Source organism: Streptomyces brasiliensis (assembly GCF_014647875.1).
Lineage (GTDB): Bacteria > Actinomycetota > Actinomycetes > Streptomycetales > Streptomycetaceae > Streptomyces > Streptomyces brasiliensis.
Genome location: NZ_BMQA01000014.1, coordinates 123,384 through 150,372, shown reverse-complemented (window position 1 = coordinate 150,372; position 26,989 = coordinate 123,384). Strand labels below are relative to the sequence as shown.

Annotated in this window: 28 protein-coding genes and 7 pseudogenes; 19 read left to right on the top strand and 16 right to left on the bottom strand. The window is 68.2% G+C overall.

Going from position 1 to position 26,989, the window contains the following annotated elements; all coding sequences use genetic code 11:
* Positions 1 to 35: 35 nt before the first annotated feature.
* Positions 36 to 1,178 (bottom strand): ricin-type beta-trefoil lectin domain protein, encoded by a 1,143-nt coding sequence (locus IEZ19_RS22680; RefSeq protein ID WP_189313098.1) that lies wholly within the window; start codon positions 1,176 to 1,178, stop codon positions 36 to 38.
* A 415-nt stretch (positions 1,179 to 1,593) separates the two neighbouring features.
* Between IEZ19_RS22680 and IEZ19_RS22675 the strand changes: the two genes are divergently transcribed.
* Both IEZ19_RS22675 and IEZ19_RS22670 read left to right on the top strand, forming a co-directional pair.
* Positions 1,594 to 1,992: a YciI family protein gene (locus tag IEZ19_RS22675; protein ID WP_189313097.1), complete on the top strand. Its 399-nt coding sequence runs from the start codon at positions 1,594 to 1,596 to the stop codon at positions 1,990 to 1,992.
* A gap of 59 nt (positions 1,993 to 2,051) precedes the next feature.
* A pseudogene (locus tag IEZ19_RS22670) lies at positions 2,052 to 2,315 on the top strand (Tn3 family transposase); the annotation flags it as partial.
* 62 nt (positions 2,316 to 2,377) lie between these two features.
* Here the strand turns inward: IEZ19_RS22670 and IEZ19_RS22665 are convergent.
* On the bottom strand, positions 2,378 to 3,121 hold the full coding sequence (locus IEZ19_RS22665) for a helix-turn-helix transcriptional regulator (protein WP_189313096.1): 744 nt from the start codon (positions 3,119 to 3,121) through the stop codon (positions 2,378 to 2,380).
* Between the two features lie 54 nt (positions 3,122 to 3,175).
* On the opposite strand from IEZ19_RS22665, the gene IEZ19_RS22660 reads away from it, so the two are divergent.
* Positions 3,176 to 4,384: an MFS transporter gene (locus IEZ19_RS22660; protein ID WP_189313095.1), complete on the top strand. Its 1,209-nt coding sequence runs from the start codon at positions 3,176 to 3,178 to the stop codon at positions 4,382 to 4,384.
* A gap of 360 nt (positions 4,385 to 4,744) precedes the next feature.
* On the opposite strand, the gene IEZ19_RS22655 is transcribed toward IEZ19_RS22660, so the two are convergent.
* Positions 4,745 to 5,476: a MerR family transcriptional regulator gene (locus IEZ19_RS22655; protein ID WP_189313094.1), complete on the bottom strand. Its 732-nt coding sequence runs from the start codon at positions 5,474 to 5,476 to the stop codon at positions 4,745 to 4,747.
* Between the two features lie 54 nt (positions 5,477 to 5,530).
* Between IEZ19_RS22655 and IEZ19_RS22650 the strand changes: the two genes are divergently transcribed.
* Positions 5,531 to 5,818, top strand: coding sequence for a hypothetical protein (locus IEZ19_RS22650; RefSeq protein ID WP_189313093.1), 288 nt, complete (start codon positions 5,531 to 5,533; stop codon positions 5,816 to 5,818).
* A gap of 79 nt (positions 5,819 to 5,897) precedes the next feature.
* On the opposite strand, the gene IEZ19_RS22645 is transcribed toward IEZ19_RS22650, so the two are convergent.
* The gene (locus IEZ19_RS22645; RefSeq protein ID WP_189313092.1) at positions 5,898 to 6,698 is read right to left on the bottom strand and encodes a DUF6924 domain-containing protein; all 801 of its coding nucleotides are present in this window, start codon (positions 6,696 to 6,698) and stop codon (positions 5,898 to 5,900) included.
* A gap of 197 nt (positions 6,699 to 6,895) precedes the next feature.
* On the opposite strand from IEZ19_RS22645, the gene IEZ19_RS22640 reads away from it, so the two are divergent.
* Together IEZ19_RS22640 and IEZ19_RS22635 are read left to right on the top strand one after the other, a co-directional pair.
* Complete coding sequence (locus IEZ19_RS22640; protein WP_189313091.1) at positions 6,896 to 7,090, top strand: hypothetical protein; 195 nt, start codon at positions 6,896 to 6,898, stop codon at positions 7,088 to 7,090.
* Positions 7,091 to 7,143: 53 nt separating this feature from the next.
* A complete protein-coding gene (locus tag IEZ19_RS22635) occupies positions 7,144 to 7,323 on the top strand; it encodes a hypothetical protein (RefSeq protein ID WP_189313090.1) in 180 nt (59 codons plus the stop codon).
* Positions 7,324 to 7,347: 24 nt separating this feature from the next.
* Here the strand turns inward: IEZ19_RS22635 and IEZ19_RS22630 are convergent.
* A pseudogene (locus tag IEZ19_RS22630) lies at positions 7,348 to 7,516 on the bottom strand (transposase family protein); the annotation flags it as partial.
* A gap of 92 nt (positions 7,517 to 7,608) precedes the next feature.
* Between IEZ19_RS22630 and IEZ19_RS22625 the strand changes: the two are divergent.
* The 6 genes and pseudogenes from IEZ19_RS22625 to IEZ19_RS22605 all read left to right on the top strand — a co-directional run.
* Positions 7,609 to 8,148, top strand: a complete 540-nt coding sequence (locus IEZ19_RS22625) for a HEAT repeat domain-containing protein (protein ID WP_189313089.1) — start codon at positions 7,609 to 7,611, stop codon at positions 8,146 to 8,148.
* Between the two features lie 264 nt (positions 8,149 to 8,412).
* Positions 8,413 to 9,402, top strand: a pseudogene (locus IEZ19_RS54190) (thiamine pyrophosphate-binding protein); the annotation flags it as partial.
* 62 nt (positions 9,403 to 9,464) lie between these two features.
* Positions 9,465 to 9,974, top strand: a complete 510-nt coding sequence (locus tag IEZ19_RS54185) for a thiamine pyrophosphate-dependent enzyme (protein WP_444545194.1) — start codon at positions 9,465 to 9,467, stop codon at positions 9,972 to 9,974.
* Between the two features lie 118 nt (positions 9,975 to 10,092).
* On the top strand, positions 10,093 to 10,593 hold the full coding sequence (locus IEZ19_RS22615) for a MarR family winged helix-turn-helix transcriptional regulator (RefSeq protein ID WP_189313088.1): 501 nt from the start codon (positions 10,093 to 10,095) through the stop codon (positions 10,591 to 10,593).
* 83 nt (positions 10,594 to 10,676) lie between these two features.
* Complete coding sequence (locus IEZ19_RS22610; protein WP_229840628.1) at positions 10,677 to 12,323, top strand: MDR family MFS transporter; 1,647 nt, start codon at positions 10,677 to 10,679, stop codon at positions 12,321 to 12,323.
* A gap of 555 nt (positions 12,324 to 12,878) precedes the next feature.
* A pseudogene (locus tag IEZ19_RS22605) lies at positions 12,879 to 13,602 on the top strand (IS5 family transposase); the annotation flags it as partial.
* Positions 13,603 to 13,710: 108 nt separating this feature from the next.
* On the opposite strand, the gene tnpA reads toward IEZ19_RS22605, so the two are convergent.
* Complete coding sequence (tnpA, locus tag IEZ19_RS22600; protein ID WP_189313087.1) at positions 13,711 to 14,139, bottom strand: IS200/IS605 family transposase; 429 nt, start codon at positions 14,137 to 14,139, stop codon at positions 13,711 to 13,713.
* Positions 14,140 to 14,163: 24 nt separating this feature from the next.
* Between tnpA and IEZ19_RS22595 the strand changes: the two genes are divergently transcribed.
* The gene (locus IEZ19_RS22595; RefSeq protein ID WP_229840622.1) at positions 14,164 to 15,477 is read left to right on the top strand and encodes an RNA-guided endonuclease TnpB family protein; all 1,314 of its coding nucleotides are present in this window, start codon (positions 14,164 to 14,166) and stop codon (positions 15,475 to 15,477) included.
* A 285-nt stretch (positions 15,478 to 15,762) separates the two neighbouring features.
* Here the strand turns inward: IEZ19_RS22595 and IEZ19_RS22590 are convergent, their stop codons facing one another.
* A complete protein-coding gene (locus tag IEZ19_RS22590) occupies positions 15,763 to 16,389 on the bottom strand; it encodes an HD domain-containing protein (RefSeq protein WP_189313086.1) in 627 nt (208 codons plus the stop codon).
* Here IEZ19_RS22590 and IEZ19_RS53535 point away from each other — a divergent pair.
* The 3 genes from IEZ19_RS53535 to IEZ19_RS22575 all read left to right on the top strand — a co-directional run bounded on the left by IEZ19_RS53535 (position 16,388) and on the right by IEZ19_RS22575 (position 18,703).
* The gene (locus IEZ19_RS53535) at positions 16,388 to 16,714 is read left to right on the top strand and encodes a zinc ribbon domain-containing protein (protein ID WP_373297033.1); all 327 of its coding nucleotides are present in this window, start codon (positions 16,388 to 16,390) and stop codon (positions 16,712 to 16,714) included. The two genes, IEZ19_RS22590 and IEZ19_RS53535, sit on opposite strands and share 2 nt — an antisense overlap.
* The gene (locus tag IEZ19_RS53530) at positions 16,633 to 17,370 is read left to right on the top strand and encodes a transposase (RefSeq protein ID WP_373297032.1); all 738 of its coding nucleotides are present in this window, start codon (positions 16,633 to 16,635) and stop codon (positions 17,368 to 17,370) included. The genes IEZ19_RS53535 and IEZ19_RS53530 overlap by 82 nt, the downstream gene beginning before the upstream one ends.
* Before the next feature lie 76 nt (positions 17,371 to 17,446).
* Positions 17,447 to 18,703, top strand: a complete 1,257-nt coding sequence (locus IEZ19_RS22575) for a Na/Pi symporter (protein ID WP_229840620.1) — start codon at positions 17,447 to 17,449, stop codon at positions 18,701 to 18,703.
* Between the two features lie 35 nt (positions 18,704 to 18,738).
* On the opposite strand, the pseudogene IEZ19_RS22570 reads toward IEZ19_RS22575, so the two are convergent.
* The 5 genes and pseudogenes from IEZ19_RS22570 to IEZ19_RS22550 all read right to left on the bottom strand — a co-directional run.
* Positions 18,739 to 19,189, bottom strand: a pseudogene (locus tag IEZ19_RS22570) (MBL fold metallo-hydrolase); the annotation flags it as partial.
* A gap of 392 nt (positions 19,190 to 19,581) precedes the next feature.
* Positions 19,582 to 19,953: a fic family toxin-antitoxin system, toxin component gene (locus IEZ19_RS22565; RefSeq protein WP_189313084.1), complete on the bottom strand. Its 372-nt coding sequence runs from the start codon at positions 19,951 to 19,953 to the stop codon at positions 19,582 to 19,584.
* Entirely contained in the window at positions 19,950 to 20,207 is a 258-nt protein-coding gene (locus IEZ19_RS22560) for a hypothetical protein (protein WP_189313083.1), read from the bottom strand. The genes IEZ19_RS22565 and IEZ19_RS22560 overlap by 4 nt, the downstream gene beginning before the upstream one ends.
* 375 nt (positions 20,208 to 20,582) lie before the next feature.
* The gene (locus IEZ19_RS22555) at positions 20,583 to 21,068 is read right to left on the bottom strand and encodes a hypothetical protein (RefSeq protein WP_189313082.1); all 486 of its coding nucleotides are present in this window, start codon (positions 21,066 to 21,068) and stop codon (positions 20,583 to 20,585) included.
* Between the two features lie 213 nt (positions 21,069 to 21,281).
* Positions 21,282 to 22,205 carry a LysR family transcriptional regulator gene (locus IEZ19_RS22550; RefSeq protein ID WP_189313081.1) on the bottom strand — a complete coding sequence of 308 codons (924 nt, stop codon included), beginning with the start codon at positions 22,203 to 22,205 and terminating at the stop codon, positions 21,282 to 21,284.
* A gap of 116 nt (positions 22,206 to 22,321) precedes the next feature.
* On the opposite strand from IEZ19_RS22550, the gene IEZ19_RS22545 reads away from it, so the two are divergent.
* The 3 genes and pseudogenes from IEZ19_RS22545 to IEZ19_RS22535 all read left to right on the top strand — a co-directional run.
* Positions 22,322 to 23,149 (top strand): inositol monophosphatase family protein, encoded by an 828-nt coding sequence (locus IEZ19_RS22545; protein WP_189313080.1) that lies wholly within the window; start codon positions 22,322 to 22,324, stop codon positions 23,147 to 23,149.
* An 82-nt stretch (positions 23,150 to 23,231) separates the two neighbouring features.
* Positions 23,232 to 23,855, top strand: a complete 624-nt coding sequence (locus IEZ19_RS22540; protein WP_189313079.1) for an NAD(P)-dependent oxidoreductase — start codon at positions 23,232 to 23,234, stop codon at positions 23,853 to 23,855.
* Between the two features lie 132 nt (positions 23,856 to 23,987).
* Positions 23,988 to 24,143: pseudogene (locus tag IEZ19_RS22535) on the top strand (helix-turn-helix domain-containing protein); the annotation flags it as partial.
* Here the strand turns inward: IEZ19_RS22535 and IEZ19_RS22530 are convergent.
* From IEZ19_RS22530 to IEZ19_RS22515, 4 genes and pseudogenes are all read right to left on the bottom strand, one after another.
* Positions 24,122 to 24,265, bottom strand: a pseudogene (locus IEZ19_RS22530) (IS5/IS1182 family transposase); the annotation flags it as partial. The pseudogenes IEZ19_RS22535 and IEZ19_RS22530 overlap by 22 nt on opposite strands.
* A 48-nt stretch (positions 24,266 to 24,313) precedes the next feature.
* Positions 24,314 to 24,673: a hypothetical protein gene (locus IEZ19_RS22525; RefSeq protein ID WP_189313078.1), complete on the bottom strand. Its 360-nt coding sequence runs from the start codon at positions 24,671 to 24,673 to the stop codon at positions 24,314 to 24,316.
* 177 nt (positions 24,674 to 24,850) lie between these two features.
* A complete protein-coding gene (locus tag IEZ19_RS22520; RefSeq protein WP_229840618.1) occupies positions 24,851 to 25,819 on the bottom strand; it encodes a sugar-binding transcriptional regulator in 969 nt (322 codons plus the stop codon).
* Between the two features lie 125 nt (positions 25,820 to 25,944).
* The gene (locus IEZ19_RS22515) at positions 25,945 to 26,946 is read right to left on the bottom strand and encodes a D-ribose ABC transporter substrate-binding protein (protein WP_229840616.1); all 1,002 of its coding nucleotides are present in this window, start codon (positions 26,944 to 26,946) and stop codon (positions 25,945 to 25,947) included.
* Between the last annotated feature and the right edge of the window lie 43 nt (positions 26,947 to 26,989).

Genomic DNA, 26,989 nt, shown 5'->3' with positions numbered 1-26,989 from the left:
CTCAACATGCGAACCTCACCGGTCCAGGACCGTTCTCAGTCCGTGGACCACTTCTGGTTGACACCACCGGAGCAGGACCACAGCTGGAGCCGAGTGCCGTTCGCCGTCCGGTTGTCGCGCACGTCCGTGCACTTGTCGGCGAGTGTGCTGGTCAGGTCATGGCTGGAGTTCAGCACGAACTGCTGGGCCGAACTCCCGTTGCAGGACGCGAGTTCGAGGTCCGTCCCGTCGGCGGTCGAGCCGCCCGCGAGCTGTACGCACATGCCGAGCGCGCGCATGGTTCCGCCCGTGAACGTCCAATGCTGCGAGACGGACTGCGAGCAGTCCCAGATCATCAGTTTCGCGCCCTGCACGGCCTGGCCGCCCACGATGTCTATGCAGCGCTGCGAGGCATGGCTGAACACGTTCACACCCGGCGCCGCGGCCGGAGGGGTCGTCCTGGCCTCGGTCCTGTCCTTCGCGGAGGCCGTGGCGTGGTTGCCGGGAGACGCGGAGCCCTTGCTCGACGCACTGCTGCTGGGCGAGGCGGTCCCGGGCTTCTCGGAAGCGTCGGTCTTCTTGCCGGCCCCGGTGGCGGACGGGCTCACCGAAGGTGCCGGCACCCCACCGAACCCGTCGAGGACGTCTGTGTCGCGGCCACCGGAGTCGACGGAAACCGACGCTCCGTCACGCTGGTCGTCGCCGTGACCGTTGACCAGGTTCAGGGTCAGCAGGGCACCGCCCGCCGCCAGCAGCCCCACTACGCACACGACGCCGAGAGCGCCACGGAATCCCTCGCGCCGGGACTTGTCACCGCTGCGTCGGCCGGCCGGTTCGAGTTGTCCGACCTTGTCCGCGGCGGGGCTCCAGCCTGTCTCACCGCGACGCGTGAGGCCATCGCGGGGCTTGTCTCCGGCGGAGCCGCCCACCGAGGCGTTGGCCGGCGAGGACGACGCCCCGGCGCCGCGGCCGGGGTTCCCGCGCGACCTGAGCGAGGAGATCTGGGCGAGCCGGGGCAGGGAGGTGCCTCTCCCGGCCGCGTCGGACGCCCGGTCACCGTTGCCCGGCGCGGTCGGCTCCGCGTCGCCGGCCGTGATGCCGTCCTGGGCCGGCCCGGAACCGGAACTGACGGATCTGGCGCTGCCCGGGACTCTCTTGGGGAGGTCTCGCGCAGACCGGGGCGTGTGAGGGGGCTTCATGGGGTCCTTTCCAGCGGAGCCGGGCATGGGCAGCAGTGTTGCGAGGGCCCGACCGGTCTCCCGGGCGGTCCGCCCTGTCACACATGTAGCGGATCCGCCGTCGTTTCGGTTCACCCCTACGACATGTGACATGTGACTCATACAGGTCGGCGCGTGCGGACTCAAACCGGCGCCTCACGGCGCTGCCGACGACCACTACCGGTTGGTGCGAGGTGTGCCAGTCCGCCCGCGCTCGCGGTGACGGCGGACACAGGGTCCCGGGGGAGCGGGCGCGGACGGTGCGGTGCGCACACGAGCTTGGTCTACCGGCGTGTGCCCGGTGCGGGCACACGCCGGTGGTGCGGCAGGTCCCCGCCGACCCCGCATCGGGGCCATACGCTCTGAGCCGGGGCGAAAGACGTAAAGGGAGAAGGCCGTGTCTGAGGACCGTCAAGGCTGGCAGGAGTTGATCACCTGGTCACGGGACCACAATCTGCTGGCCAAGACGCTCTATCTGGTGCTGTCCGAGCCCACCGGCGGGCTGGGACCGGTCCTGGAGAATCTCGAGGATCACGTTGCCTTCCAGACCAGGCTCGAGAACGAGGGCGTCATGTTCGCTGCGGGGCCTTTGTCCAATGACGAGGAGACGGAGTGGTTCGGTGACGGCGCTTTCGTCTATCGGGCGGAGAGCCGTGCCGAGGCGGTTGCGGTTGCCGAGTCCGATCCGATGCATGCCCGTGGTGCCCGCAGCTTCGTGATCCGGCCCTGGCTGCTGAATGAAGGAACCTTCGGTGTCCGTCTGTTCTTCTCCGGCGGCCGCCCGCAGATCCAGTAAGCCTGCGGACCTTCAAAGGGTGTTGCAGAAGGCTGGTCTGTGAACAGGGCATGAGCAAGGCGCTGACCCGCTCGCGCCTGTCCCGTGTCGGCCAGAACTACGTGTGCGCCGACACCATCGTCGCAGCGAACGCCGCGCTCATCACCGCCCAGTCCCGTGTCGAGTTGGCCCGGATGTGGGGTGGCGGGCTGCTCGCCTCCGTCGACGGCCTGCGGTTCGTCGTTCCCGTCAGGAGCATCAACACCGGTCCCTCGCCCGAGCGTTACGGCTACAAACGCGGCGTGACCCGGCTCAATGCAGTCAACGACCAGGTCACCGGGATCGACAACTGAACCCCACGTACCAGAGCCTGTCGGGCGGGCCGCCCCGTCAACCCGCGAGTCGGTCAGCCTGTCGGGTGGGAGCCCGGTGTGTGGCCGAAGGTCCGTCGGAAGACTTCGATGAACGCGCTGGCCGACGACCAGCCGCACCGGTGTGCCACCGCGGTCACCGGTTGCTTCTCGGCCAGCAGGACCAGGGCGTGTTGGAGCCGCAGCTGGGTGCGCCACTGGGGGAAGGTCATGCCGAGGTCACTGCGGAAGAGCCGCGACAGGGTGCGCTCGCTCGCGCCGACCTGGCGGCCCAGTTCGGCGAGGGTGCGGTTGTCGGCCGGATCGGCTTGCAGGATCTCGCACAGTGCGCGCAGCGGGGGAGAGGCCGACACGGGGAGGTGCAGTGGCTCCTGGGGGGAGGCCTGCAGCTGGTCGAGCAGCACCGCGCGCAACCGTGTCCGCTCGGGGCTGTCGTCGTCCGGGGTGCGGGTGTAGGCGATGATCAGTTCACGCAGCAGCGGGCCCACGGCGAGCACGGTGGGGGCGTCCAGGTCGAGCGGGTTGTCAGTGGCGGGCAGTCCCACCAGGTGCAGTTCGAGTTCCCCGTGGGCCTGGTGGGCGTGGACGGTGTCGGCCGGTACCCAGATGGCGCGCGTGGCCGGGGCCACCCAGGAGCCCGCGCTGGTGATGACGACCAGTACGCCCCGGCCGGCGTAGACGATCTGGTGGTCGTCGTGCCGGTGGGCGCCGATCTCACCGCCGGACGCCAGCAGTTGGGTGCGCGTCGGGGCGACCGGCGTATGGCGGATATTCGTCATTGTTCGGCAGTTTATCGAAAGCGCGACATGCGGGCGGCTTTGGACCATGGAGGGGTGCGAAGGAAAACCTCGATCACTCTGCTGTCCGTCGGACACGCTTGCGTCGACGTCTACCAAGGCGCAGTGGCGTCCTTGGTCCCGTTCTTCGTCGCTGAGCGCGCCTACGGCTACGCCACCGTCTCCGGCATGGTGCTGGCCGCCTCTGTGCTGTCGTCGGTGGTGCAGCCGGTGTTCGGTGTGCTGACCGACCGCTGGGCGATGCCCTGGCTGCTGCCGGTCAGCACGCTGCTGGGCGGTGCGGGCATCGCGCTGAGCGGGGTGAGCGGCTCGTACTGTCTCCTCCTGCTGTTCGTGGCGATTTCCGGGGTCGGGGTGGCCGCTTACCACCCCGAGTCCGCGCGGGTCGCCCGGATCGCCAGTCAGGGCAGCCACAGCGCCATGGGCTGGTTCTCGACCGGGGGCAACATCGGCTTCGCGGTGGCCCCGCTCATGGTCGGCGCGGTGGTGGGGGCCCACGGGCTGGGTTTGACGCCGCTGCTGGTGCTGCCGGCGCTCGCGGGCAGCGTGCTCTGTCTGCCGGTGCTGCGCGCGCTGGGGCAGCGGCAAGCCGCAGGGAGCAATGCGGCGGCGCCGCCCAGTGCGGACGACAAGGCGTCGTTCTTGAAACTGTCGCTGGCCGTGGCGTGCCGGTCGGTCGTCTTCATGGGGCTGAGCGCGTTCATCTCGCTGTACGCCACGCAGCGCATGGGCGACAGCACCGTGGCGGGCACCGTGGCCCTGTTCGTGCTCTACCTCGGCGGCGCGGTCGGCTCCGTCCTCGGTGGCGCACTGGCGGGCCGGTGGGGCCGGGTCACGGTCGCCCGCTGGGCATACCTCATCTCGATCGGAGCAGTCGCGGGCGTGGTGTTCGTACCTGGTCCGTCCCTGTATCCGTTCGTGGCCCTCACCTCAGCCGGCCTGTACGTCCCCTTCTCGCTCCAGGTCACGCTCGGCCAGGACTACCTGCCCTCGCGGGTCGGCACCGCCAGCGGGATCACGCTCGGTCTGGCCGTCAGCGTCGGGGGTCTGATCAGTCCCGTCATCGGCAGCCTCGCCGACGCAAGGTCCCTGCGGACCGCCCTGGCACCGCTGATTCTGATGCCGGCACTGTGCTGGCTGCTGTTCCGCGCTCTGCCTGAACCCGCCACGCCGCAGCACGGAACTGCTCCGGATCCGGAGCGGGAAGACACGGCTGCACCGCACTCCGGCAGAGGTCTGCGCTGACCTCCTGAACAGCGGTGATGCGCTGACCGCTTGAGCCCGCCTTCGCCGCACTCGCCGAGTTCATCCGCGAACTCGTCATCATCGGCACCAAGGAGGGCCTCGCCGCAGCGCGCGCCCGCGGCCGGTTCGGCGGACGCCCCACGGTCGTCACAGAGGAGATCGTCCGTGCCGCCCGCGACCTGCCGCCGACCCGGTTCGCTCCATCCCCTCGATCGCCAAGGTGCTCGAAGTCTCCCCGAGCAGGCTCAACAACCACATCCCGGACCTGCGCGAGCTGCGCAGCACCGCCCCGGGCGGCTGCTGAAGCCGGTGCGGGAACGCGGTGGGGCTCGCGGAAGGGGATGTGTCCGTAACGTCGCGTCACGCGTCCAGTTGTGCGCGGATGAGCGTGTCGATTCGCTGCCATGCCGGGGACGCGGCGTTGACCGTGCACTGGATGAGCGCGGGGATCTCGGAGGCTGCATCCAGCTCGGGCCGTTCGCCGGGTCCGTAGCGTTCCCGGGTCGCGTCGGCGATCCGGCGGGCGAGGTCGTCGACGCGGGGATCGTCGGCGTCGAGGTCGTGAGCGCGGTCGTAATCGAGGAAAAGCTGCCGCGACGCGGGGTCGGCGAGGATCTCGGCCTGCTCCTGAAACAGTGTGACCGCTTGGTCTGGGTGAGTGGCGAACACGAGGATCCACAGGTCGCGTTGCAGATTCACCCAACGAGGCGTGAATCCCCGGTGGACCAGGTGCTCCAGGTAGGTGCCCACCTCGGCGGGCAGCGGTGCCAGGTGCCCGGCGGCGAGCCGGCGCAAGCGCCCTTGCGAGGCCCGCAGGCCACGGATACGGGCGGTGAGCTCGTCGTCGATCTCTCGCAGCGCCTGCTGGAATTCTGTGTCGGTCGCTGATCTCAGGTCCCTGATCCGGGCCAGGGGGACGCCGGCCTCGGCAAGGGTGCGGATCTTGATCAGATCGATGACGTCGTTCGCGCCGTACCGCCTGTAGCCGGACGCATCGCGGTCGGGTTCGGGAAGCAGCCCCTTGTCGTGATAGACGCGAACGGTCTTGGTCGACACCCCGACGTACCTGGCCAGCTGCCCGATGGTGATCACCCGGCCATCGTCCCACTTGACCTTTCCCCAAGGGCAGGGTTGCACCATGCCGCCATGGCGAACACGAACATCGATCGGGAGCCCCTGCGCGAGCTGGCCGACGAGGGCAACGAAACCGCTTTGGACCGGCTGGCCGACCTCGCCGACGCAGCCGGCGACCTCGAGGAGCTGAGCGAATTGCTGGACGAGGGATCCATGCGAGCCGGGTTCCTTCTCACCCGACGCGCGGCCGTGACCGGCGACGTGCGCGAGCTGCAGCGCATCTCCGACGCCGGGTACGACGACGCCGGGAACGAACTCAACCGACTGCTGAAGGAACCGGCCGGCGGGCAGGGGGATTGAGCCCACCCGGTCGCAACTGCCGTCCAGGCCGGGCCTCATCGAGGTTCGGCCCATGGCGGGCACGCTCGGCTGGACAACTTCACCATGATCCGCCGCTGCATCGTCCGGCGGAACAAGCATGCCGCCGACGAACGGCTATGCGAGGTGGTCGACAGGGCGAACCTTGCTGATTGCGGCGCCAGGAGTCACGACAGCAGGAGACACACGGACGAGGTGTGCTGCCGAAGCGACCTGCGCCCCGTACCCCGGTGTCATTGCTGTCAGCGCAATTCCCTGCATCGACAGCCCACACGTGCGGACCATGACTGGAAGTCGGCCAAGGTGCATGTGCGCTCTGGCTTCTCCGGGTTTGGCGTCGTCCGCGCTGATATAACGTTCGACGGGGCCCCGGTCCGCCGCCGGGGCCCTCACAGACAGAGAGTCGCACCGGCCCACGGGTTGCCAGGACCGGGTCAGAATCCCCTGAAGACGCCGTCCTGCTCGGCGGCGTCCACGAACTCTCCCAATCCATGTTGGCAAGCGTGATGTTGTTCTCGATGGAGAACAACTGCATTGCGATGACTCGGAGTTCGTCGAAGCCCTGCTCCGTATCGTTGCTCTCCTGGTCGGCCCGCATGACTGCCAGCAGCGGCATCTCCGGTCCGGTCAGGGCCTTGTGATCCGCCACGATCAGCAGGTCGTCCTCGGCGGGGGCGAGCGCGAGGACCTGCTCGGTGGTCAGATCGCGGTAGGCGGGGTCGTCCACGATGTGTAGGTCCGCAAGGAACTCGTCCTCTTCTGTCGGGGTGGTGACCACCGTGCGCAGGGCCTGCCAGGCCGCCTCGTCGGAGAAGTCGGTGCGGATGAGCAGGGTGGCGTCGGTCTGCGGCAGGCTCGTCATGCTGGGGCTCCCAAAGGAGATGGGTCACGACCGGGACATGCGGCGCCCGGCACACATAGCTCGCGTATGTTTCCGATCCCGCAGCTCACACGTCTCGAGGCGTCACCGTCTTGACAGGTGATGATCTGGGGTGCAAGCTGACAGTGGTCCCGCCGGCCGACGGGATCGGTCCACGACCGACGAAGTGGAGGCTGGTCATGAACCAGGAAGCCAGGATGGACGCCGCCGCGGCGGTACGACATGCACGTTTCGGCAAGCTGCCCGAGCGCATCCGGTTCGAGGACATGACCGAGGTGGTGGAGTCCGGGCCGCATGACGGGGCGAAGACGTCGCACGAGGACGTGGGCGTGGGGCACACCTTCACGTGTCTGGCCCTCGACCTTGGGCTGTAGCACTCAGGCGCAGCCCGCGTCGCTCGAGCATGCACCGTCGACAGGGGCAGACCATGAACACGTACGAGTACCCGCTCTTCCCGGGCCGCCTGGGCAAGGAGCAGGAGGCTCTCGAGGAGCTTCTCCGCAGAGTGAACTGCAACGACCGGCGGGAACCGGACCGGGAGGCAGAGGAGTACACCAGAAAGACGCGCCGGCTGGCGGCCGTCACGTTCCTCGGTGTCGTTCTGTGACTCCATGTCCGTAGTGCAGCAAAGGGAGGATCTCGACACCCCGAGCAGCGGGGCGAGCTGCCGCAGCGTCAGGTTCGTCCGCCAGTATGCGGGACCAGCAGGACCCGGTCCCCCAGCGGCAGGCTTCACGGTTGCCGCCGCGGACCGGGTCCGCACCTTCACGCCGCAATGCGGTGATCAACTTGCTGATCACTCACTGGGGAGCCTCAAGAGCAAGATCCACTTGCCCGCCTTCGGGCCGAAATCCCTTTGCCGGACCTCGCCGCGCGACCCGACACTGAAGGCATGCTCGGATTCGCGAGGACCGACAACGAAGCTCTCGTCTCGTGCTTGGGCGACCCTCAGCGCAAGGTTGCGGCCTACCGCGAACTGCTGCGACGCGGGCAGAACGCACTGAGCGCCATTCGTGCCGGCCTCCGCGACGAGAATCCGGTCGTCCGCGAGGGCTGCTGCCGCCTCCTCGACCACCTCGTCGACACCGAGTCCATGGGCGAACTCATTTGCATGGCCGACGACCCCGACGCCCGGGTCAGGATCGCCGCATTCCACGCTCTGGCGTGCGACCGGTGCAAGGGCGACAGCTGCGTACCGGGCCCGGACCGGGTCCTCGAACCCGCGTTGCACCACTTGGCCTCGGACCCGGACCCGCACGTCCGGGCCAGGGCTGCCGAGCTCGTCGGCAAGTTCGCCCACGCTGATGCACGCGCCGTTGCCGCCTTGAAGACCGCCCACGCCAAGGACCCGAGCCCTGCCGTGCGGAAGAAAGCAGGCTGGTTCACACCAGGAGGGGCCATCTACGAACGGACCGCCCCACCCGCCCCCTGATCAACGGGATGCCATTCAGACAGCCAGGTCGCGCTCCGACCTTGCCGTGACAGCCTGATGGCCACGCACTCCAGCCACCGAGCGTCATCGGACCTCATGACCTGCCAGGGCAGGGCTCCTGGCAATGTTCGAGGCGCACTTCTGCTCACCGGTCACATTCCAGCCCTTGGTTGACACGTATTTCCGCGGGCGCGCCGGGCTCCGCCAGTCGTCCGACCGAGATGCCGACGGCGCGCCGGCGCCGGTGCCGCAGTCATTCGACGGATGTGTGTGCAATGCCGGTCCAAGGAGACTGAGCAGGCGCTCGTCGACAGCGGCGAGCCCCGGTGCGGGCGGCGCCTGTCCACGCGGCCGCCCTTGCGTACCGGACGCGCTCACGACCGACGAAAGGCAACCCGCATGCCCACCCCCACCTTCGCCGACCACGTCGTCTCCTCGCTCAAGGCCTCCGGTGTGCGCCGCCTGTACGGTCTGCCCGGTGACTCGCTCAACGGTCTGACAGACGCCATACGCCGGGACGACGGCGTCGAATGGGTACATGTGCGGCACGAGGAGAGCGCCGCCTTCGCGGCGGCGGCCGAGGCCGGGCTGACCGGAGAACTCAACGTCTGCGTCGGCAGCTGCGGTCCGGGCAACCTGCACCTGATCAACGGACTCTTCGACGCCCAGCGCAGCCGGGTGCCGGTTCTCGCCATCGCCGCCCAGATCCCGGGCAGCGAGATCGGCTCCGGCTACTTCCAGGAGACCCGCCCGCAGGAGCTGTTCGCCGACTGCAGCGTCTACGCGGAGGTTGTCACCAGCCCCGAGCACGGGCCCCGCGTGCTGGAGATGGCGATGCGGGCTGCCGTTGAACGCAGGGGAGTGGCGGTCGTGGTCGTACCCGGCGAGATATTCCTCGCCAAGACCGGCCGCGACCTGACCCCCACCGTGGTACGCCCGGCCAGGTCCGTCGTCCGCCCGGACGACGACGCCTTGGGTGAGGCCGCCGCGCTGCTGAACGAGGCCCAGCGCGTGACGATCCTGGCGGGCGCGGGTGCGGCCGGTGCCCACGACGACCTGGTCCGGCTCGCCGAAACCCTCAAGGCCCCGATTGTGCACGCCCTGCGCGGCAAGGAGTACGTGGAGTACGACAACCCGTACGACGTCGGGCTCACCGGCCTGCTCGGCTTCGCCTCCGGCTACAAGGCGATCGAGGAGGCCGACACCTTGCTCATGCTGGGCACCGACTTCCCCTACCGGCAGTTCTACCCGCGCGGCGCGAAGGTGATCCAGCTCGACATCCGCGGCGAGCAGATCGGCCGGCGCACCACGGCACGATGGCCTGCGCCCTGCCGCACGCGGTGGGCGCGCAGGCGGCGTATCCGGGCCGCCAGGTGGTCTCGCTGTCGGGCGACGGCGGGCTCACCATGCTCCTCGGTGAGTTGTTCACCCTCCGGCAGAACCGCCTGCCCGCCAAGATCGTCGTCTTCAACAACGGTTCGCTGAATTTCGTCGAGCTGGAGATGAAGGCGGCGGGCATTGTCAACTACGCGACCGAGCTGGACAATCCGCAGCTCGCCGAAGTCGCTGCCGCGATCGGGCTGTGGGCGCGTCGGGTCGAGCGGCCCGGTGACCTGGAGGACGCGCTGAAGAGTGCCTTCGCCCATGAAGGTCCGGCGCTGGTCGAAGTCATGACGGCACGTCAGGAGCTGTCGGTGCCACCCGCGATCACGGTGGAGCAGGCCAAGGGCTTCACCCTCTATGCGATCCGCACCATCCTGTCCGGCCGGGGCGAGGAGCTGCTCGACCTGGTGACCACGAATGTCGCCCGGCGGATCCTGCACTGACGTGCCGAACCGGAATACGTATCTCCGCGAAATATGTGCCGTATGGCACACCTGAAACCCTTGCCTGAGACAACCGAGAAACATCATGGTTGCCTTAAGCAATAATATGGAGGCACGTGTGGCCGAGAAAGCCCAGTACGAGGAGCTGATGCGTCAGCTGAGCGCCGTCACTTCCGTACGACGGCAGCTGGACCGGACCCTTCCGCAGAGCTGCTCCAGCGGATCCGCCACGGTACTGGCGCTGCTCGGCCGCGACGGCGACATGCGCATCGGCAGGCTCTCGGAGCTGCTCGCCGTCGACATGTCGGTCACCAGCCGCCACGTCGCGCACTTGGCCGCGCGGGGCTGGATCGACCGCAGCCCCGATCCCGCTGACCGGCGTTCGCGCATCCTGCGGCTGACCCCCGAAGGCCGGACCCGGCTCGCCGAAATGTCCGAACGCACCGCCCAGTTGCTCGCCCAGCGGCTGACCGGCTGGAGCGACGAGGACGTCCGCCGGCTGACGTGGCTCCTGTCCCGGCTTCGGGCGAGCTTCGGCGACGTGTGGACCGAACAGGATCCGTCCGCCGAGCCGCCCGAGAACGCCCGGACCCCCCGTACACCCGCTGTCACCACGTAAGGAAAGAAAACCTCATGACAACCACCCCGAGGGCCGGTGTGCGACCTCATGCCCACCACGGCGAAGGCTCTCCCCCCGCGCCGATGACACACGCGCAGATCATGCGGGCGCTGTCGGGACTGCTGCTCGGCCTGTTCGCCGCCATTCTGTCCTCGACCGTCGTCACCAACGCGCTGCCCAGGATCATCAGCGACCTCGGCGGCGGCCAGAGCGCCTACACCTGGGTCGTCACCGCCTCCCTGCTGACGGTGACCGCGTCGACTCCGCTGTGGGGCAAGCTCTCGGACCAGTTCAGCAAGAAGATCCTGGTCCAGTCGGCATTGATCATCTACGCCGCAGGTTCCCTGGTGGCCGGTCTGGCGCAGAACCCCGCCACCCTGATCAGCGCCCGCGTCATCCAGGGCCTGGGCGGCGGCGGCCTGTCCGCGCTGGCACAGGTCGTCCTGGCCGCGATGATCTCCCCGCGTGAGCGCGGCCGCTACTCCGGTTACCTGGGCGCGACCTTCGCCGTCGCCACCGTCGGCGGCCCGCTGCTCGGCGGCGTCATCACCGACACCAGCTGGCTCGGCTGGCGCTGGTGCCTGTTCGTCGGCATCCCCGTCGCGCTCGTCGCGCTGGTCGTGCTCCAGAAGACCCTGAACCTGCCGGTGGCCAAACGCGAGGCCAAGGTCGACTGGGCCGGCGCCTTCTTCGTCACCGCGGCCGTCTGCGTCCTGCTGATCTGGGTCACCTTCGCCGACGACAAGTACGACTGGCTGTCCTGGCAGACCTATACGCTGCTCGGCGCATCGATCGTACTGGCGCTGATCTTCCTGTTCGTCGAGACCAGGGCCAGCGAGCCGATCATCCCGCTGCGGCTGTTCCGCAACCCCACCACCACCCTCGCCTCGATCGCCTCCCTGTTCGTCGGCATCGCGCTGTTCGCGGGCACCGTCTTCTTCAGCCAGTACTTCCAACTGGCACGCGGCGACTCCCCGACGAAGTCCGGCATCATGACGATCCCGTTCATCGCCGGCCTGTTCGTCTCCTCCACGGTCTCCGGCCGGATCATCACCCGCACCGGCAAGTGGAAGGGCTGGCTGCTGACCGGCGGTGCCTTCTTGACGGCGGGCCTGGCCCTGCTGGGCATGCTGCGCTACGACACCTCCTACGTGTTCATCGCGCTGTGCATGGCCCTGATGGGCCTCGGCGTCGGCATGACACTGCAGAACCTGGTGCTGTGCACCCAGAACCAGGTCGCCCCGAGCGACCTCGGTGCCGCGTCCTCCACGGTGACCTTCTTCCGCTCCCTCGGCGGCGCGGTGGGCGTCTCGGTGCTCGGCTCGATCCTCACCACCCGCATCGGCCACTACGCGCGCGAGACCATCACCCAGCTCACCCCGCAGGACCAGGCCACGGCCGCACAAGCCTCCGGCGGCGGCGAACTGCCCGACCTGGGGATGCTGCCCGCTCCGGTGCGCACGTGGCTGGAGAACGCCTACGGGCACGGCATCGGCGACATCTTCATCTACGTCGCCCCCATCGCCCTGATCGCCTTCCTGGTGACGCTGTTCATCAAGGAGGTCCCGCTGCGCGCCACCAGCGGCCTGGCACAAGCAGCGCAGACCACCGACTCCGCCCCCGACCCGACCACGACACCGGCACCGGCCACCACGACAACCGCACCGACACAGACCAACCCACCGTCCGGAACCGCGGGGACGGCCACAACGTCCGCCGCACCGGAGTAGCCACCGTCTCTGCCGTCGCCCCCCTGAGCTGACCGGCCACTACCCCGACCTGAGCCCGCCCGGCCCGGCACTGTTGAGCCGGGCCGGGCACCGGGAAACAGCACAAGGGCCTCCCGAGTACGAACCGGCGCAGACGGGCCCCGGCCGGCATCGCACGCCGGAGACATCGCCCGCGATACCGGCGCCGAACATGGCTGACGCGATCAGCCATCCCGGGGCCTCGGCGCTGAGCGGAGCGATCGGCACGGCGGCCGGAAACGTACACAGCACGGCCACCGGAACGGGACGGTCCACCCGCACTCGGGCGGCTCGCTGCCGGTGCCGGCCTGTTTGGAAGGGCGGGGCGGGCGGCCGGAGGGCTCCGATTCCGGTGTAGGGAACCCTCTCGGGCCGCGGCCCGAGAGGGCGTTCGAACGGTTGGCGGTGGCCGCGAGCCCGGTCCTCCCGGATCGAAGGCACGGCTGCGCGGGCGCCGGACGGATGCTTTGAGTGGCTACTGGCGGTGCACGTCCCGTGGCAGAGCAGCGGCGTCCGACGTCTCCGTGGCCGTGCCTGCTGGAGCAGGGAGATCTCACGAACGAGGAGTGGGCCCGGCTGAAGCCGCATCTGCCGAAGTCCAGCGAGCGGGGCGGCCGTTGGGCGAGCCATCGCAGGATCATCGACGGGATCCTGTACCGGCAGCGCACACGGGTGCCATGGCTCGATCTACCTGGCGTTTCGGCCTCTGGAGGACCGCATACGAGCGGCACAGACGCTGGCCGGCGGACGGCACATGGGACAAGGCCTTCGCGGCCGTCCTGACCGACGCCGACGCCAGGGCCGCATCGCCTGGTCGATGGTGAGCCGATGGTGAGCGTGGACTCCACCTCCTGCGGGGCCCACCAGCACGCCGCCGGGGTCCGCAATCGACGCCCGCGGGTGCCGGGGAAAAGAACAACGCCCCGCAACCACCGCCCCGACGAGGGACTCGGATGCTCCCGGGGTGGCCTCACCAGCAAGAACCACTCGTCGGAGAAGGCGGATGCCGCCCCCTGGCCCTGCTGATCACGCCGGGCCAATGCGGCGACGCATCCGCGGTGGCCGACGAGACGGTGGACGCCCGCGCACCCGCCCGGACCACCTTGGCGGCGACAAGGCGTATTGCTCTCGCCGCAACTGCCGCTGCCTGCGCCGACGCCAGATCAAGCACACCGTTCCCGAACCGAAAAACCAGCGGGCCAACCGCCGGAACCGGGGCAGCAAAGGCGGACGGCCCACCAGGTTCGACACCACGATCTACCTCTGATCTTGCGCAGTGCTCCCCTGTTTACGGGGGAGGTGAAGCGCATCTCAAAACTGCTCTGACCTCAGCTGTGGGCGTGGATCTGCACTGCTGTCCCCGGCGAGGTCACACGGGGCGCTGCTGGTTCTCGATGTACTGGCGTACAACGGTCAGCGGTGACCCGCCGCATGAGCCGGCGAAGTACGAGCCGGACCAGAAGTGTCCGCCCCACAGATACCGGCGGACGTGCGCGTCGTACTCCTTGCGCAGCAACCGCGCCGAGACCCCCTTAAGGCTGTTGACCAGCTTGGAAAGCTGAACCTTCGGCGGATAGTGCACCAACAGGTGCACGTGGTCCTCCTCACCGTTGAACTGCTTCAGCTCCGCCTCGAAGTCCGCGCAGACCTCGCGCATGATCTCCTCGCAGCGCGTCAGCATCTCGCCCGTGAACGCCTTACGCCGGTACTTGGTGACGAAAACCAAGTGAACGTGAAGGTTGCAGACGACGTGACGACCCCTGCGTACATCGGGGTCTGGATTCCAGCGTGGCGACATAAACCGAATGGTACAGTGATCGCAATGAGTGGTGAACTCGCATGGAACAAACGGCAGTTCGGACATCGTGCCCGGATGGCGCTGGGTCCTGCCGAGGTCCGGCTCATGGATGACCAGGCGCACGCGGCCCGCACGATGTGGAACCTGCTGCACGACTGGTGGACGATGCTCCCCAAGGACAAGCGTTCGCTGGCTGCCGCCGACGCTGCGATACGGCAGGCCCGCAAGGAGATCGACTGGCTCGCCGTGCTTCCCGCCCAGGCCGCGCAGGCGGTGCTGAAGACGTACTTCCAGGCGTGGAAGAACTGCTGGGAGGGCCGGGCCGACGAGCCGAGCTTCAAGGCCCGCTTCCGCACGGCGATGTCGGTGGACATCCCACAGGGCCGGGACCTGAACATCACCCGCGTGCACCGCCGATGGGGCATGGTCAACATTCCCAGGGTGGGCCGGGTCAGGTTCCGCTGGACCAAGAACCTGCCCGTGGGCAAGCGCGCCAACAAGGACAACCGCATCACCGGCGCCCGCCTGGTCAAGGACGCGCTCGGCTGGCACATCGCCTTCCGCGTCCAGACCCTTGCACCTGTCTTTGAGCCTCACGCCGGGCCCGAGGTCGGCATCGACGTGGGCGTCACCGTTCCCCTCGCCCTGTCCGACGGGGACACCAAGGACCACGCTGAGTGGAAGTCGTCCAAGGACAAGCCGAATGCATGGCTGACCGAGGGCGAGCAGGCCAAGCTGCTCCGACTGGAGCGGCGGGCCGCGCACCGCAAGAGTTTCCGCAAGCGGGGAGAGCGCACCTCGAACCGCCTGCGGGCCACCTATGACCAGATCCAAGGGCTTCGTGCGAGAGCCAAGCGCAGGCACCAGGACTGGCAGCACCAGACCACCACCGAGATCGCGGCGAAGTACAGTGTGATCGTGGTGGAAGACCTGGCCATCACGAACATGGTCAGGAGCGCCAAGGGCACCATCGAGGAGCCGGGGAAGAACGTCAAGCAGAAGGCGGGCCTGAACCGCAGCATCAGCCAGGAGGCATGGGGCCGGACCGTAACGATGCTTGCGTACAAGACCGCCCGCTACGGCGGGACCCTGGTCAAGGTTCCCGCCCCCGGCACCTCCCAGCGCTGCTCAGCCTGCGGGTTCACCACGCCGGGCAGCCGGGAGAACCAGGCCACGTTCGTGTGCAAGAACCCCGACTGCGGCTGGTCGGCGAACGCCGACTGGAACGCGGCCCGGAACGTCTTGCACCTGTACCGGATGAGCCTCGCGCTCATCCCGGCTGCCGGGAGGGCAGTCGTCAGGCGCACTCGTGGCGTCAAGCCCGCCACCGCAAGGTAGGTAGGAATCTCCTTCCCGAGGCTTGCCGAGGGGAGGAGAGCACTTCAAAAAAGAAGGAACGAAGTCGAGCGGACGACGATCAACGCCCTCAAGAACTCCCGCGCCGTGGCCACCAGGTACGACAAGAGGGCCTAGATCTTCCACGGCACCCTCACGCTCGCCGCCATCCGACTCTGGCTCCGCCCAGACAGTCGACTCGGAACGTCGGCGATCGACGGCAACGCCGCAGAGGGGGCTGAACGGACCTGCGATCTCGGCCGTAGCTGCCGGACTGCGTCCGGCGGGTCAGTCGACGGGGCGGTCCAGCGGGTTCGCCCGGACGCGCTCGGCGAGGCCACCCTGGACGGACGCGGCCGGTGAGCTTTGCGGCTTGCGGGCGGCCTGGTCGTGGAAGCAGGCCAGGAACTCGTCTGAGAGTCCCGCGCGCGGGTAGCGTGCCAGCACCTTCGCCTGGAATCCGGCGGTGAAATCGTCCAGGTTCCGCCCCGAGATGTCCACGCCGGTGGCCCGCTCCAGCAGGTGGCCCTCCGGGTCCTCCCGCACGTCCACCGCGTCCCACATGTGCCGGACGATGACCTCCGACAGCCGCTGTCGGCGCTCCGTCGGCCACCCGGCACCCGCCGCGAACACCCAGGCCACGTGCCCGCCGGCCACGTCGAAGTCGATCGTGTGGCTGTCGAACTCTGCCACCAGGCCGATGTCGTGGAGCAGCGCGGACACGTACAGCAGCTCGGCGTCGTGCTCGATGCCGCGCTGCGCGGCATACGCGGAGGCCCACACGTAGGACCGCACCGAGTGGTTCAGCAGCGCGGGGGAGCAGTAGGCAGTGGCGACTTCGAGAGCGGCGGCGCAAGCGGCCGTGTCGGGGGCGGCGGGTACGGTCAGGGCTCTGTGGGCGCTGTTAAGGGTCATGCCGCCGAGTATGCCTCCGCGCGCCGATCACCCTCCGGCCGCCTCCATCGGCGACTTCCGGACGCTCGGGGGACGCTCTCCACCGCTGTGCGCGCCCGGTGCGGGCATGCCAAGATCGCGTGTCCCAGACAGCCGAGGAAAGTTCCTGGTGATCCTGGCGAACAAGGCTGAGAGTGCCGGTCGCCGCGTGATCCCGGTGGACCCCCGCAACACCTCCCGCACGTGCCCGCCCAGCCTCGGAGGATGCGGGCACGTAGCGAAAGAGAACCGCGTCACCCAGGCGAAGTTGGACGTCGTCACTCATCGAGAGCACTCCGAGGGCTGACCGGATCTGACAATGGCACCGAGCCGGTCGTACGCCTCAACAGCGTGGTCGCCTGGGCCTGTTCAGCAGCGCCGCCCTGCGAAGCCGGGCTCGGATCCGTCTCTCACCCTCTCTTCCACCGGCCTTCCCCAGCGATGAAGGCGGCATGCTCGTTGACCCGCCGAATCGTGGCAAGAGCGGCGGCGGTCGCACCTGTCGCTGGTGTCAGTCGGCGCTCTCGGGTGGAACGAGCTACCTCCCCTATGAAGATGGCAGCAACTCACACGCCTACATCGTCTGCCCGTCCTGCAAGCAGGAGAACATCCGGTACGGCTTCGGCGAGGACGACTAGGACGTATCACCGGGAGGTGATCGACGCGATCGCTTTCAAGTTCCGGACCGGAACGCAGTGGGTGCACCTGCCGGAGAAGTACGGAAACTGTCGGGGCGTCTACAACCGGCTGCGGATGTGGGCCGTCGACGGCACGTGGGAGCGGGTGGTTCACCGCGCTGACGGCCCAGGCGGACGCCGACGAGGACCTGGCTTGGGCGGTGTCGGTGGACTCCACGATCGTGTGGGCCCACCAACATGCGGCGGGGGCCCGCAAAGGGGGCCCCGGCCGGCGAGCCCGACCACGGCCACCTGGCGTCGGGCCAGGAGAAACCGCAGTCGCTGACGGCACCAGCCGTCCGTTGCACACGTACGGCGCTCAGCCACGCGCGCCCCTCGTCAGGAGCTCTTAGCCTTGGTTCATGGCGGAAGCCACATCCGACAGCGGGCCGGACAACAGCCACAAAAAGGGTGACGTCTCCGGGCGAACCCCTTCCTCCGGCTCGGCGCTCACGGCCCCTGCGGCCGAGAGCGGCGCCGGAGCCATCCAGCTCCCCGCATGGACCAAAGCCCTCGGCTGGTGCGGTGTCGCTGGGCTGATCTACCTGCTGATCTGTGCCGTGAGCATCATCAGTCGCGGCTTTGCGGGGCTGGGCAGCGACGCGGCGCACACCATGTTCGCCTTCGCCGCGCACCCGTGGGTCGGGCTGAGCGTCGGCGTTCTCGGTACGGTCCTGATCCAGTCGTCGACCACGACGACGGCCATCGCTGTCACCGCCGTGGGGTCGGGCGCGTTGCCCATCCAGGGCGCGATCCCCATCATTCTGGGCGCGAACGTCGGCACCACCGTGACGACGAGCCTGGTCGCGCTGACCTTCATCGGCGACCGCACAGAGTTCCGCAGGGCGCTGGGCGCCTCGACCGTCCATGACTTCTACAACTGGCTCGCGCTGCTGATCTTCTTCCCGATTGAGCTGATCTGGCATCCGCTGAAACACATCAGCGGGATGTTGACCAATGCGCTGTACGGCACGGACTGGCTGCCGAACCCGGCCCACTTCAACTTCATCCGGGCGGCCACCAGACCGGTGGAACACGGAGTGATCCACGCGACCTCGCACGTCAGCAGCACGCTCGGTCCGCTGTTCACCATCGTGATCGGCGCCGCGCTGATCCTGGTCGCCGTCCGCTACCTGGGAAAGCTGCTCAAACTGCTCATGGTCGGCAGGGCCCGCGACATTCTGATCAAGGCCGTCGGCCGCAACGCCTACCTCGCCATGGCGTCAGGCATGGGAGTAACCGTCGTCACCCAGTCCTCGACCATCACCACGTCCGTGCTGGTCCCCTTCGCCGGAGCAGGCATCCTGACACCGGCGCAGGTGTATCCGGTCGTCGTCGGCTCCAACCTCGGCACAACGTTCACGGTGGTCTTCGCGGCGTTCGCAGGCGTCGGACAGGACGCGAAGATCGGCCTGCAGGCAGCCTTCGTGCATCTGATCTACAACCTCTTCGCGATCGTCGTGATCTACGTGATACCGCTCCTGCGCCCCGTGCCGCTGTTCTGCGCCGAGAACCTCGCCCGCATCGCCTCCGCGCACCGGTGGGTCCTCGCCGTCTACCTCGGCACCGTCTTCATCGCACTGCCCGCCCTGGTCATCGTGCTGGTGGGCGTGCTCTGAGTACGGCGGCGTCCGACGGCGGAACCCGTCAGGGCTCAGTGCCCTAGGGTGATCCACTCGTCCAGATGAGCGGCCTCCGCACCCACCATGGTCGGATCGCCGTGACCCGTGAGGACCCTCGTCTCCGGTGGGAGGCCGAGCAGGCGGTCGCGGAAGGAGTCGGTGACCGTCGGGAAGTGGGAGTACGAGCGCCCGGTCGCGCCGGGTCCGCCCTGGAAGAGGGTGTCGCTGGTGAAGACCGCGGCCAGGGCAGGTCGTAGTGGCAGACCGACCCGACGCGTGGCCCGGGGTCTGCAGCCCCGTGAGGTCGACAGCGGCCGCCTCGATGACCTGGCCGTCGGCCAGATGGGCGTCACGATGCAGCCAGATCGTGGCGCCCGTGCGGTCGGCCAGGGCAGGCGCCGCGTCGATGTGGTCGTTGTGGGCGTGGGCGCACACGATGGCCGTCAGACGGCGGTCCCCGATCGCCTCAGCAATGGCGTCGGCGTGCTGCACCTGGCCGTCGAACAGAGGCAGAAGCCCAAGTCCATCGTGATCACGGCCGGGCAGCGCGGGGATTCCCCGCAGCTCGAGGTCGTGCTGGGCCGCATCCGGGTGCCCCGACTGGGGTGCGGCAGGCCCCGCGCCTGGCGGCGTCGGGACCGGTCAGGCGGCGTCAGACCCGGGCAACAGAGCCTCTTGCAGGTGCTGGATTCCGGGGAAGACACGGATCTGCTCATACGGAACACCGCGACGGTCGACTGTGCGCTCGCGCACACCCCACGGCGCGTCGGGCAGCGTCACCTTCTCGGTGCCGGTTCCGTCGAGGCCCTGGCCGACCTGCTGCCGCCGGTCGTGGATCGCACGGCGTTCGGGGTCGTGCGTGCCGTGCCGCTGGGTCAGGGTTTCCAGGTGCGCAGCATCTCGGCGATCCGGACGGCCGTACAGCGCGGGGTGTACAGCTCGTGGGCAAGCGCGGTGAGCTGTTCGCGGGTCGGGCTGACGGGGATGTTGCTGGCTTCGAGGTACATGACAGCGACTGTGCAGGCCACGGTCAGATTGGAACGCGCGAGCCAGCGGCAGCGGCCCAGGCTGTGGACAAGAGCAGCCGCTCGCGCGTAGGGGCCGTCATAGACGGGCGTGTCGAGGAGCTCGCCACGGTGGCGGGCAACGGCGGCGACGGGCACGCCGTAGTCGTCGACGCCAGGGTCCCGGTGGCCGGCCCGCTCCGCGACCTCCAGGATCCAGGATTCGTCGATGTGCAGGATCATGCCGCAGAGTCCGGCTGCGGCTGGGCGTAGGGCTGGTCGAGCTGCCGCTCCAGGTCGTCGAGGAAGCCGCCGTGCTCGTCGATCAGGCGCTGCGCGGCCGCCATGCCCGCGGCCCGGACACCGGTGGTGTCCTCGATGATGAGCCGCTCCACATACCGGTTGAAGTCGAGGCGGCGGGCGGCCGCAGCCGCCTTGCCCGCTTCGAGGATCTGGGGCTCCAGACGGACCTGTGTCTGCTTCTTCGGAGAGGACATACATCAAAGGTAGCAGGGTGGTAGCAGGCGCGGTGTCGCAGCTGGTGAGGTCGCTGTTCGTGACCAGGTGCATACCTGCCCGGCTCGGGAGCACAGCCGGGCGGCCATCCATGAACCATGCAGCACCCAGCCCGGTCACCCGGCTGGATCGGGCCCGGCCGAGACGGGCGGCCTCAACCAGCAGCCCCGGCCTGGATCAGTCGGCGGCCCCCTGCCTATCGGCGGGTTACTCGTTCCGGGGCGTCCGGGCAGGGACTCCGGGGCCGGGACCAACTGCCGCCTCCCCAGGGCGGCATGGAGGCCGACCACCGTGCTGCACGTCGCAACCGTCCGACCCTGCTCAGCGGGCCCTGGACGTCCTCGACCGTAACGCGGTCACGAGTGACGGAAACCGCGATCGGGGTCGCGGGCCTGATCGGGGTCGAAGGCGGCGAACCAGTCCTGCGGTGCGAGATTGACCATGCCCAGTGACTGATGGATGTCGCCTTCGGCGTCCTCGATGCCGTCGAGGGAGTGGTCGAACAGCATCAGCACGTCGTGATCCTGGAAGAGACTGTCGGAGCAGGCGCTCCAATCGAAGTCCGCTCGATCTTCGGGCAGGTCCGCCACGGTGTCACGCAGAAGTCGCGGCCGGTTGCGCGTCAGGTCCTGGGCGCAGGCGATGCCGAGGTGCAGGGCCATCTCCTCGCCGGTGCTGCGGGGTTCGACCTCGGCGTTGGACGCGCAGTCGGCGGCCGGGTCGTCGAAGGCCCGGGCCATCTGCCGCCGCCAGGAACCGTCTTGGTGCCAGGTCACCCGCGGCAGCGAGCCGAACAGCCCGTCGGCGCTCCGCCGGGTCGGTTGATCCCCCAGCGTGGACACCTCCTGCCATGCCTGGTCCGACAGTTCCTGAAGGGCCAGGTGCAGTACCGCTCGCGTGCGCGCGGTGAGGACCTCCCCCCTTCGTCGTCTCCGTCCCAGTCCTCGCTCAGAGAGTCGGCTCCGCCGTAGCGGGCGCGGGAGCGCAGGTGCTCGCGCACACGGTGCGCGGCAGCCGGCGCGTGTCGTCGATGTTGCCGCCGCGTCGGCTCTGCCCTATTCGGCAGCTGAGGCGCGTGAGGAGCCGCATGCGCGGTGTAGCGCCCTGCGAGCGTGTTCGCGGAGCCACGCGTGTGCGGGGTCGTTGTCGTAGCGCTGATGCCAGGCGAGATGGATCGGGATGTCGGGCATGGCCAACGGCAGGGGCCGGGCGTGCAGGCCGAGGGCGTTCAGGTGGGGGCGGCTGATGAATTCGGGGACGGCTGCGAGCAGGTCGTGGTGGCTGATGAACTGCAGTGCTGTCGCGGTGGTGGGGGTGGCGGCGACGACCTGGCGGGGTTGGCCGTGGGCTTCCAATTCGTCGTCGATGGGGTCCCGCAGCCGCCCGCGCCGCGAGACCGTGATGTGTTCGGCCGCTGCATAGTCGGCCAGTGTCATCTCACCTGTCGCCAGGGGGTGTTCGGGTCGCATGGCGAGGATGAGCCGGTCGTGGCCGACGATCTCGTGCCGGAGTTCGGGGGTGGAGGGTGTGCTGGACCCCGCTTCCAGGTCGATGTCTCCGCGCCGTGGGTCGTGGATGTCGCTGGTGGCTTCGGCGAGGAAGCGCAGACGGATTCCCGGGGCTTCGGCTCGCGTCGACTGCAGTAGTGCCGGGCCGGCGGCAGCGGCCAGGGCGTCGTGCCATTTCAGGATGAAGGTGCGTGTCAGGGACGTCGGGTCGATTTCCGCGCTGGGGGAGAGCAGTTGGTGGGCCTGCTGCACGAGGTCGTGCACCGACTCGCGCAGGGCGATGGCCCGCGGGGTGGGTGTCATGGTGCGACCGGTGCGCACCAGGATCTGGTCGCCGGTGGCCTTGCGGATGCGGCCCAGAGTCCGGCTCATGGCCGGAGTCGATACGTGCAGGCGGCTTGCGGCGGCTGTCACGCTGCCCTCTTCCAGCAGCGCATCCAGTGCTACCAGCAGATTCAGATCCAATTGCATATGGGTAAACCCACCTTTAACTAGATTGCATTTGAAGTTAATGATGCCCGCTCGTAGTGTCGAAAGCGAGCAGCCGAAAGGCTGCGAAATCCCCCTCTTCGTATGGGAGCTTTCCGATGAGCGCGATTCCTGCCCCGAACAGTGCCGATTCCTCCGAGCTTGCTGCCGTCCTCGACGGCGCCGTCGCCGCAGTGAAGGCGGGCGGTGAGCACCTGCGCAAGCGCTACAACCTCACGGCCCGCCCCGGCGACCTCGAAGAGATCGTCCACGACATATACGCGAACGACGAGGCCGTCCTCGCGGTCATCAAGGAGCCGCTGCTCGCAGTGCGACCGGGTTCGCAGTGGGCGGAGGACGAACTGGCCGGCGGCGCGCTGCCCGCAGGCGAGTGGTGGGTCGTCGACACGGCCGAAGGCAACATCAACCACATTCACGGCATGAGCGAGTGGTCAGTGACGGCCACCCTGGTGCGGGACAACACTCCCGTCCTGACAGCTGTCTACGTACCGCTGACCGGTGACCTGTACGCCGCCGTCCAGGGCCAGGGCGCCTTCCTCAACGGCCAGCGACTGCAGGTCTCCGCCAAGAGCGACCTCAAGGCCGCGCTGGTGGGCACCGGCCAGGCCAAGCCCGGCGAGACCGAGGAGGCGCTGCGACGCATGGGTGCCTCGGTCACCGCCATGCTGCTCAGCGCGCTGGTCGTGCGCGCCTCAGTGCCCGCCACGATGCAGCTCATCCATGTCGCCGCGGGGCGCATGGACGCTTTCTGGCAGTTCTCCGACGTGCGCTCCGGTCTCCTGCCCGGCGCCCTGCTTGTCGCCGAGGCCGGCGGCACGGTGACCGACACCCGCGGCGAGCAGTGGACCCTGTCCAGCCAGGACTTCCTGGCCTCGGCCCCCGGCATCCACACGCGGGCGGTCGATGTACTGACCAGCCAGAGCTGACGGCCGCACCTCGCCTCTGCTCCGCCGCCGGGGCCACCGCACGCGCCCCACCCCCACAGCACTGCCACCCTTCGGAGACACGATGAAGATCGCCGTACTCGGTTCTACCGGCCAGACCGGCCGCCTGATAGTTGCCCGCGCACTGGGGCGCGGACACGACGTCATAGCCCTCGCTCGCCGACCGGAACAGGTCGACACCTCGGTCACCGGGAACCTGAGCGTGGTGCAGGCCGATGTCACCCACCCCGAAAGTGTCATGAACGCCGTCGCAGGAGCCGACGTGATCATCAGCGGCCTGGGCATCACCAAGAAGCAGGACGCCGCCATCCTTTCCGACGGCGCCCGACTGATCGCCTCGGCAGCACCGCGTGTCATTTGGCTCACCTCACTGGGCATGGGCGCCACCGAGGGAGCGCTCGGCAGCCTCAACGGCGCGCTCCTCAAGCGCATCCTGCGCCACGAGTGGGACGCCAAGGACGTCGCCGGACGCGCCGTGCGTAGCGCGGGCGGCACCACCGTCTACGCCGGGCCCCTGACCAACAAGCCGTATGAGGACAACGGACGCCTCATCCGGGCCGAGGACTACGTGCCGCGCATGATGCCCCCCGTGGCGCCGCGCGCCGGCATCGCCGCTCTCATGGTCGCGGAAGCCGAAGCTCCTCACTTCGCTGGCACCGACACCATCGCCCTGTTCAACGGCGGCTGAGGCGCCGATTCTTGCTTGTCGGTCGTCAGTGGTCTGACCACCCGACACCCCCATATGGCACCCGTACGGTGCTCCCCGCCCGCCGTGGAGCACCGACAGTGTTTCAGCCTCCACACCACCACAGAGGTCTTCTTGTCCCACCCCAATGCCCGGATGACCGTCCATGGTCGGCGGTTTCTCGTAGACCGGGTCCGGGCCGGCAGGCCCGTCGCACACGTAGCCGACGAGATGGGCATCTCCCGCACCACGGCCCACAAGTGGGTCCGCGACAGGCCCCACGGCCGACCTTTGCGGACCGCGTCCGCACCCTTACGCCGCAGCACCGTCACCAGCTTCCCGAAGGCACGCGAGCTGAGCCCGGTGAACGGGGCTGTCCAGGACGGTTCCGACGCCGTGATCACACCAGCCACGCCGAGATCATCGCACCATAGCGTGCCTGGCCAGCAGGCCTCCCCGCCTCAGCGGAACTCGTGGATCACCTGGATCTCGCCGACAATGTGGGCGTTGAAGTCGTCCAGCTGCTCAGCCGGAACCCATAGCTCGAGGATCGTCTGCCCGCCGGCCTGTTGGATGGGATACCGGCTCAAGAACTCCGACTCGACCTCAAAACGAGTGACGAAGCCGGCGCCATCGTGCTTCACGTTCCAGTCCCGCGCGATCCTGACTGCGTAGTCCTCGTTGAGGACCGGGTAGAAGATCGGCTGCTCGGGCAGCCGGGGTGGCCAGGCACGCCAGTTCAACTCCCGCACCAGATCCAGCTCCTTGGGGCCGGTGGGGCGCCACAGGGTCGTCGTTGCTTGCTGGCTGGTCATCTGCATCGCTCTCTGAACGTAGGCCGCCGGTACAGCGGGTCGGGAGAACCGGACGATACCGGCGCCACTAACCCAGCAGCTACGCAGTTTCCGTCCCTTGGCCAACTCCGTCACCAGCAGTTACGGGACAGCCCTTGGTCCTCGCCGACATCGACCTGGCGGAGTGCCCGTGCCGAGAATGAGTCAGTGGCGGTTGAGCAGGGCCTTGGCTACCTCGATGTCGGTGATGAGGACATTGATCCAGCCTCCGCGAACGGCCCCTCGGATGGCTGCCAGTTTCGACATTCCGCCAGCAACGCCGATTCGGCGATCTACTTTGCGCAGTTGCTCCGGAGTGATGCCGATGATTCGATCGTTGAAGGGGGCGTCGACGGCGCGGCCTTCGGCGTCGAAATATCGAGTACAGACATCGCCGACAGCCCCCAGTTCTTCGAGCTGGCGCTGCTCCTCGGCCGCGATCGCGTTGCCGGAACGGCGCAGCAGCGGGGAAGGCTCCAGTGTTCCGATGCCGACCAGTGCCAGGGTGAGGCGGGACCATGCCTTCATCACGGCTGCCACGGCCGGCTCCTGCGAGAGCAGGTCGCGCAGCTCACGGCTGCCGACAAGGGCGGCTGAAGGGGCGAATACCGGACGTGCTCCAGTGAGTTCGGCCAGGCGGCTGGTGAGGCGAGTGGCGTGGAGTTGGACTTCCGGGCTTCCTGAGCCGCCGACGATCTGGACCACGTCCTCGGCGACGGGCGGGGTCTTGGCGTGCATGACGTTGACCGCTTCGAGCAGCGTCGCGCTCCACGATGAGATGCCGATGACGTCGCCGCCCTTGAGAGTCGCGTCCAGGTAGGTGGCAGTCGCCGCGGCGAGCGCGGGAATGACATCGGGGCCCGTACCTTCGGTGTCCACGACGACCGCATCACGAAGTTCGTACCGATCCGCCAGTGCTTCTTCGATTTCGGCGTGAACGCCGTCGGGAGACACAACGACCGTGCGGACTACATTGCGGTCTACAGCTTCTTTCAGAAGGCGGGAGACTCGAGGTTGGGACATATTGAGATGCGCGGCGATCTCGGGCTGCCGCAGCCCACGCTCGTGGTACATGCGGGCTACTTTGACCAGCAGTCGCAGGTGATCCGGGCTTGGTGTAGAAGCGATCACCACTGGTGAATCCTGTCTCCTCTGATACGCGTAGGCGTGGTCGAAGCGTCTGAGGGTTTACATGGTAAGGTCCGGCGGCTACGGGGCGAAGCTGGATTCGTTATTTTCGCCCCGTGCCATTGAGCGACTTACTTCTTCGCGAAGACGCCGAAGTCGTTGGCGTTCGCCTTGGTGACCAGCTCGCAGTCGATGGACTGCTTCTCCGGCTGTCCGGTCTTGCCGGTCTTGATGAACTGGTCGGCCTGCTCCACCGCCTCCTGAGCACCCAGCGCGGCCGGCTGAAGAGCGGTGGCCTGCATGGTGCCAGCCTTGATCTTGGCGATGGCGTCAGGGCTTCCGTCGAAGCCGACCACGACGACGCCGGTCTTCTTGGCGGACTTCAGGGCGGCGAGTGCACCGAGCGCCATGGTGTCGTTGCCTGCGATGACGCCCTGGACGTTCGGGTTGCGCTGGAGGATGGTCTCCATCTTGTCGAACGCCTGCTGCTGGTCCCAGTTGGCTGCCTGCTGCGCGACCTTCTTCAAGCCCGGGTATTGCGAGATAACGTCGTTGAACCCCTTGGAGCGGACACCGGCGTTGGTGTCGGAGGCCAGGCCGGTGAGTTCGACGTAGTTGCCCTTCTCCTTCATGGCCTTGACGAATTCCTGAGCGGCGATCTGGGCGCCCTGGGAGTTGTTGGAGACGATCTGAGCCTTGGCGACGCCGGTCTTGTTGATCTCGCGGTCGATGAGGAAGACGGGGATCCCCGCGTTGGTGGCCTTCTGGACGGGTCCGATCGAGGCATCCGCCCCGGCGTTGTCGAGGATGATCGCTGCCGCGTGGCGGGAAATGGCGGCGTCAATCAGTTCACTCTGCTTGTTCGGGTCGTCGTCGTGCGAGGCCACCGAGGTCTTGTAGCCCATGCTCTCGGCCTTGGCCTTGGCCGCGTCCCCTTCGGCCTTGAAGAAGGGATTGTCCGGCGACGGGGTGATGATCGCGATCAGGTTGCTTTTCTTCGAGGAGCTCGAAGCCTTGGTGCCCTGCGCCTTGCCGGAGTCATCCGACGAACCGCACGCGCTGAGAGTGAGGAGCAGCCCGGCGGTGACGGTGGCAGTGGCCGTGGTGAGCAGGTGACGTCGGGAAAATGGCACGGTAGGCCTCCTGAGGATGCGTCGACACTGACGCGGTAGGGCA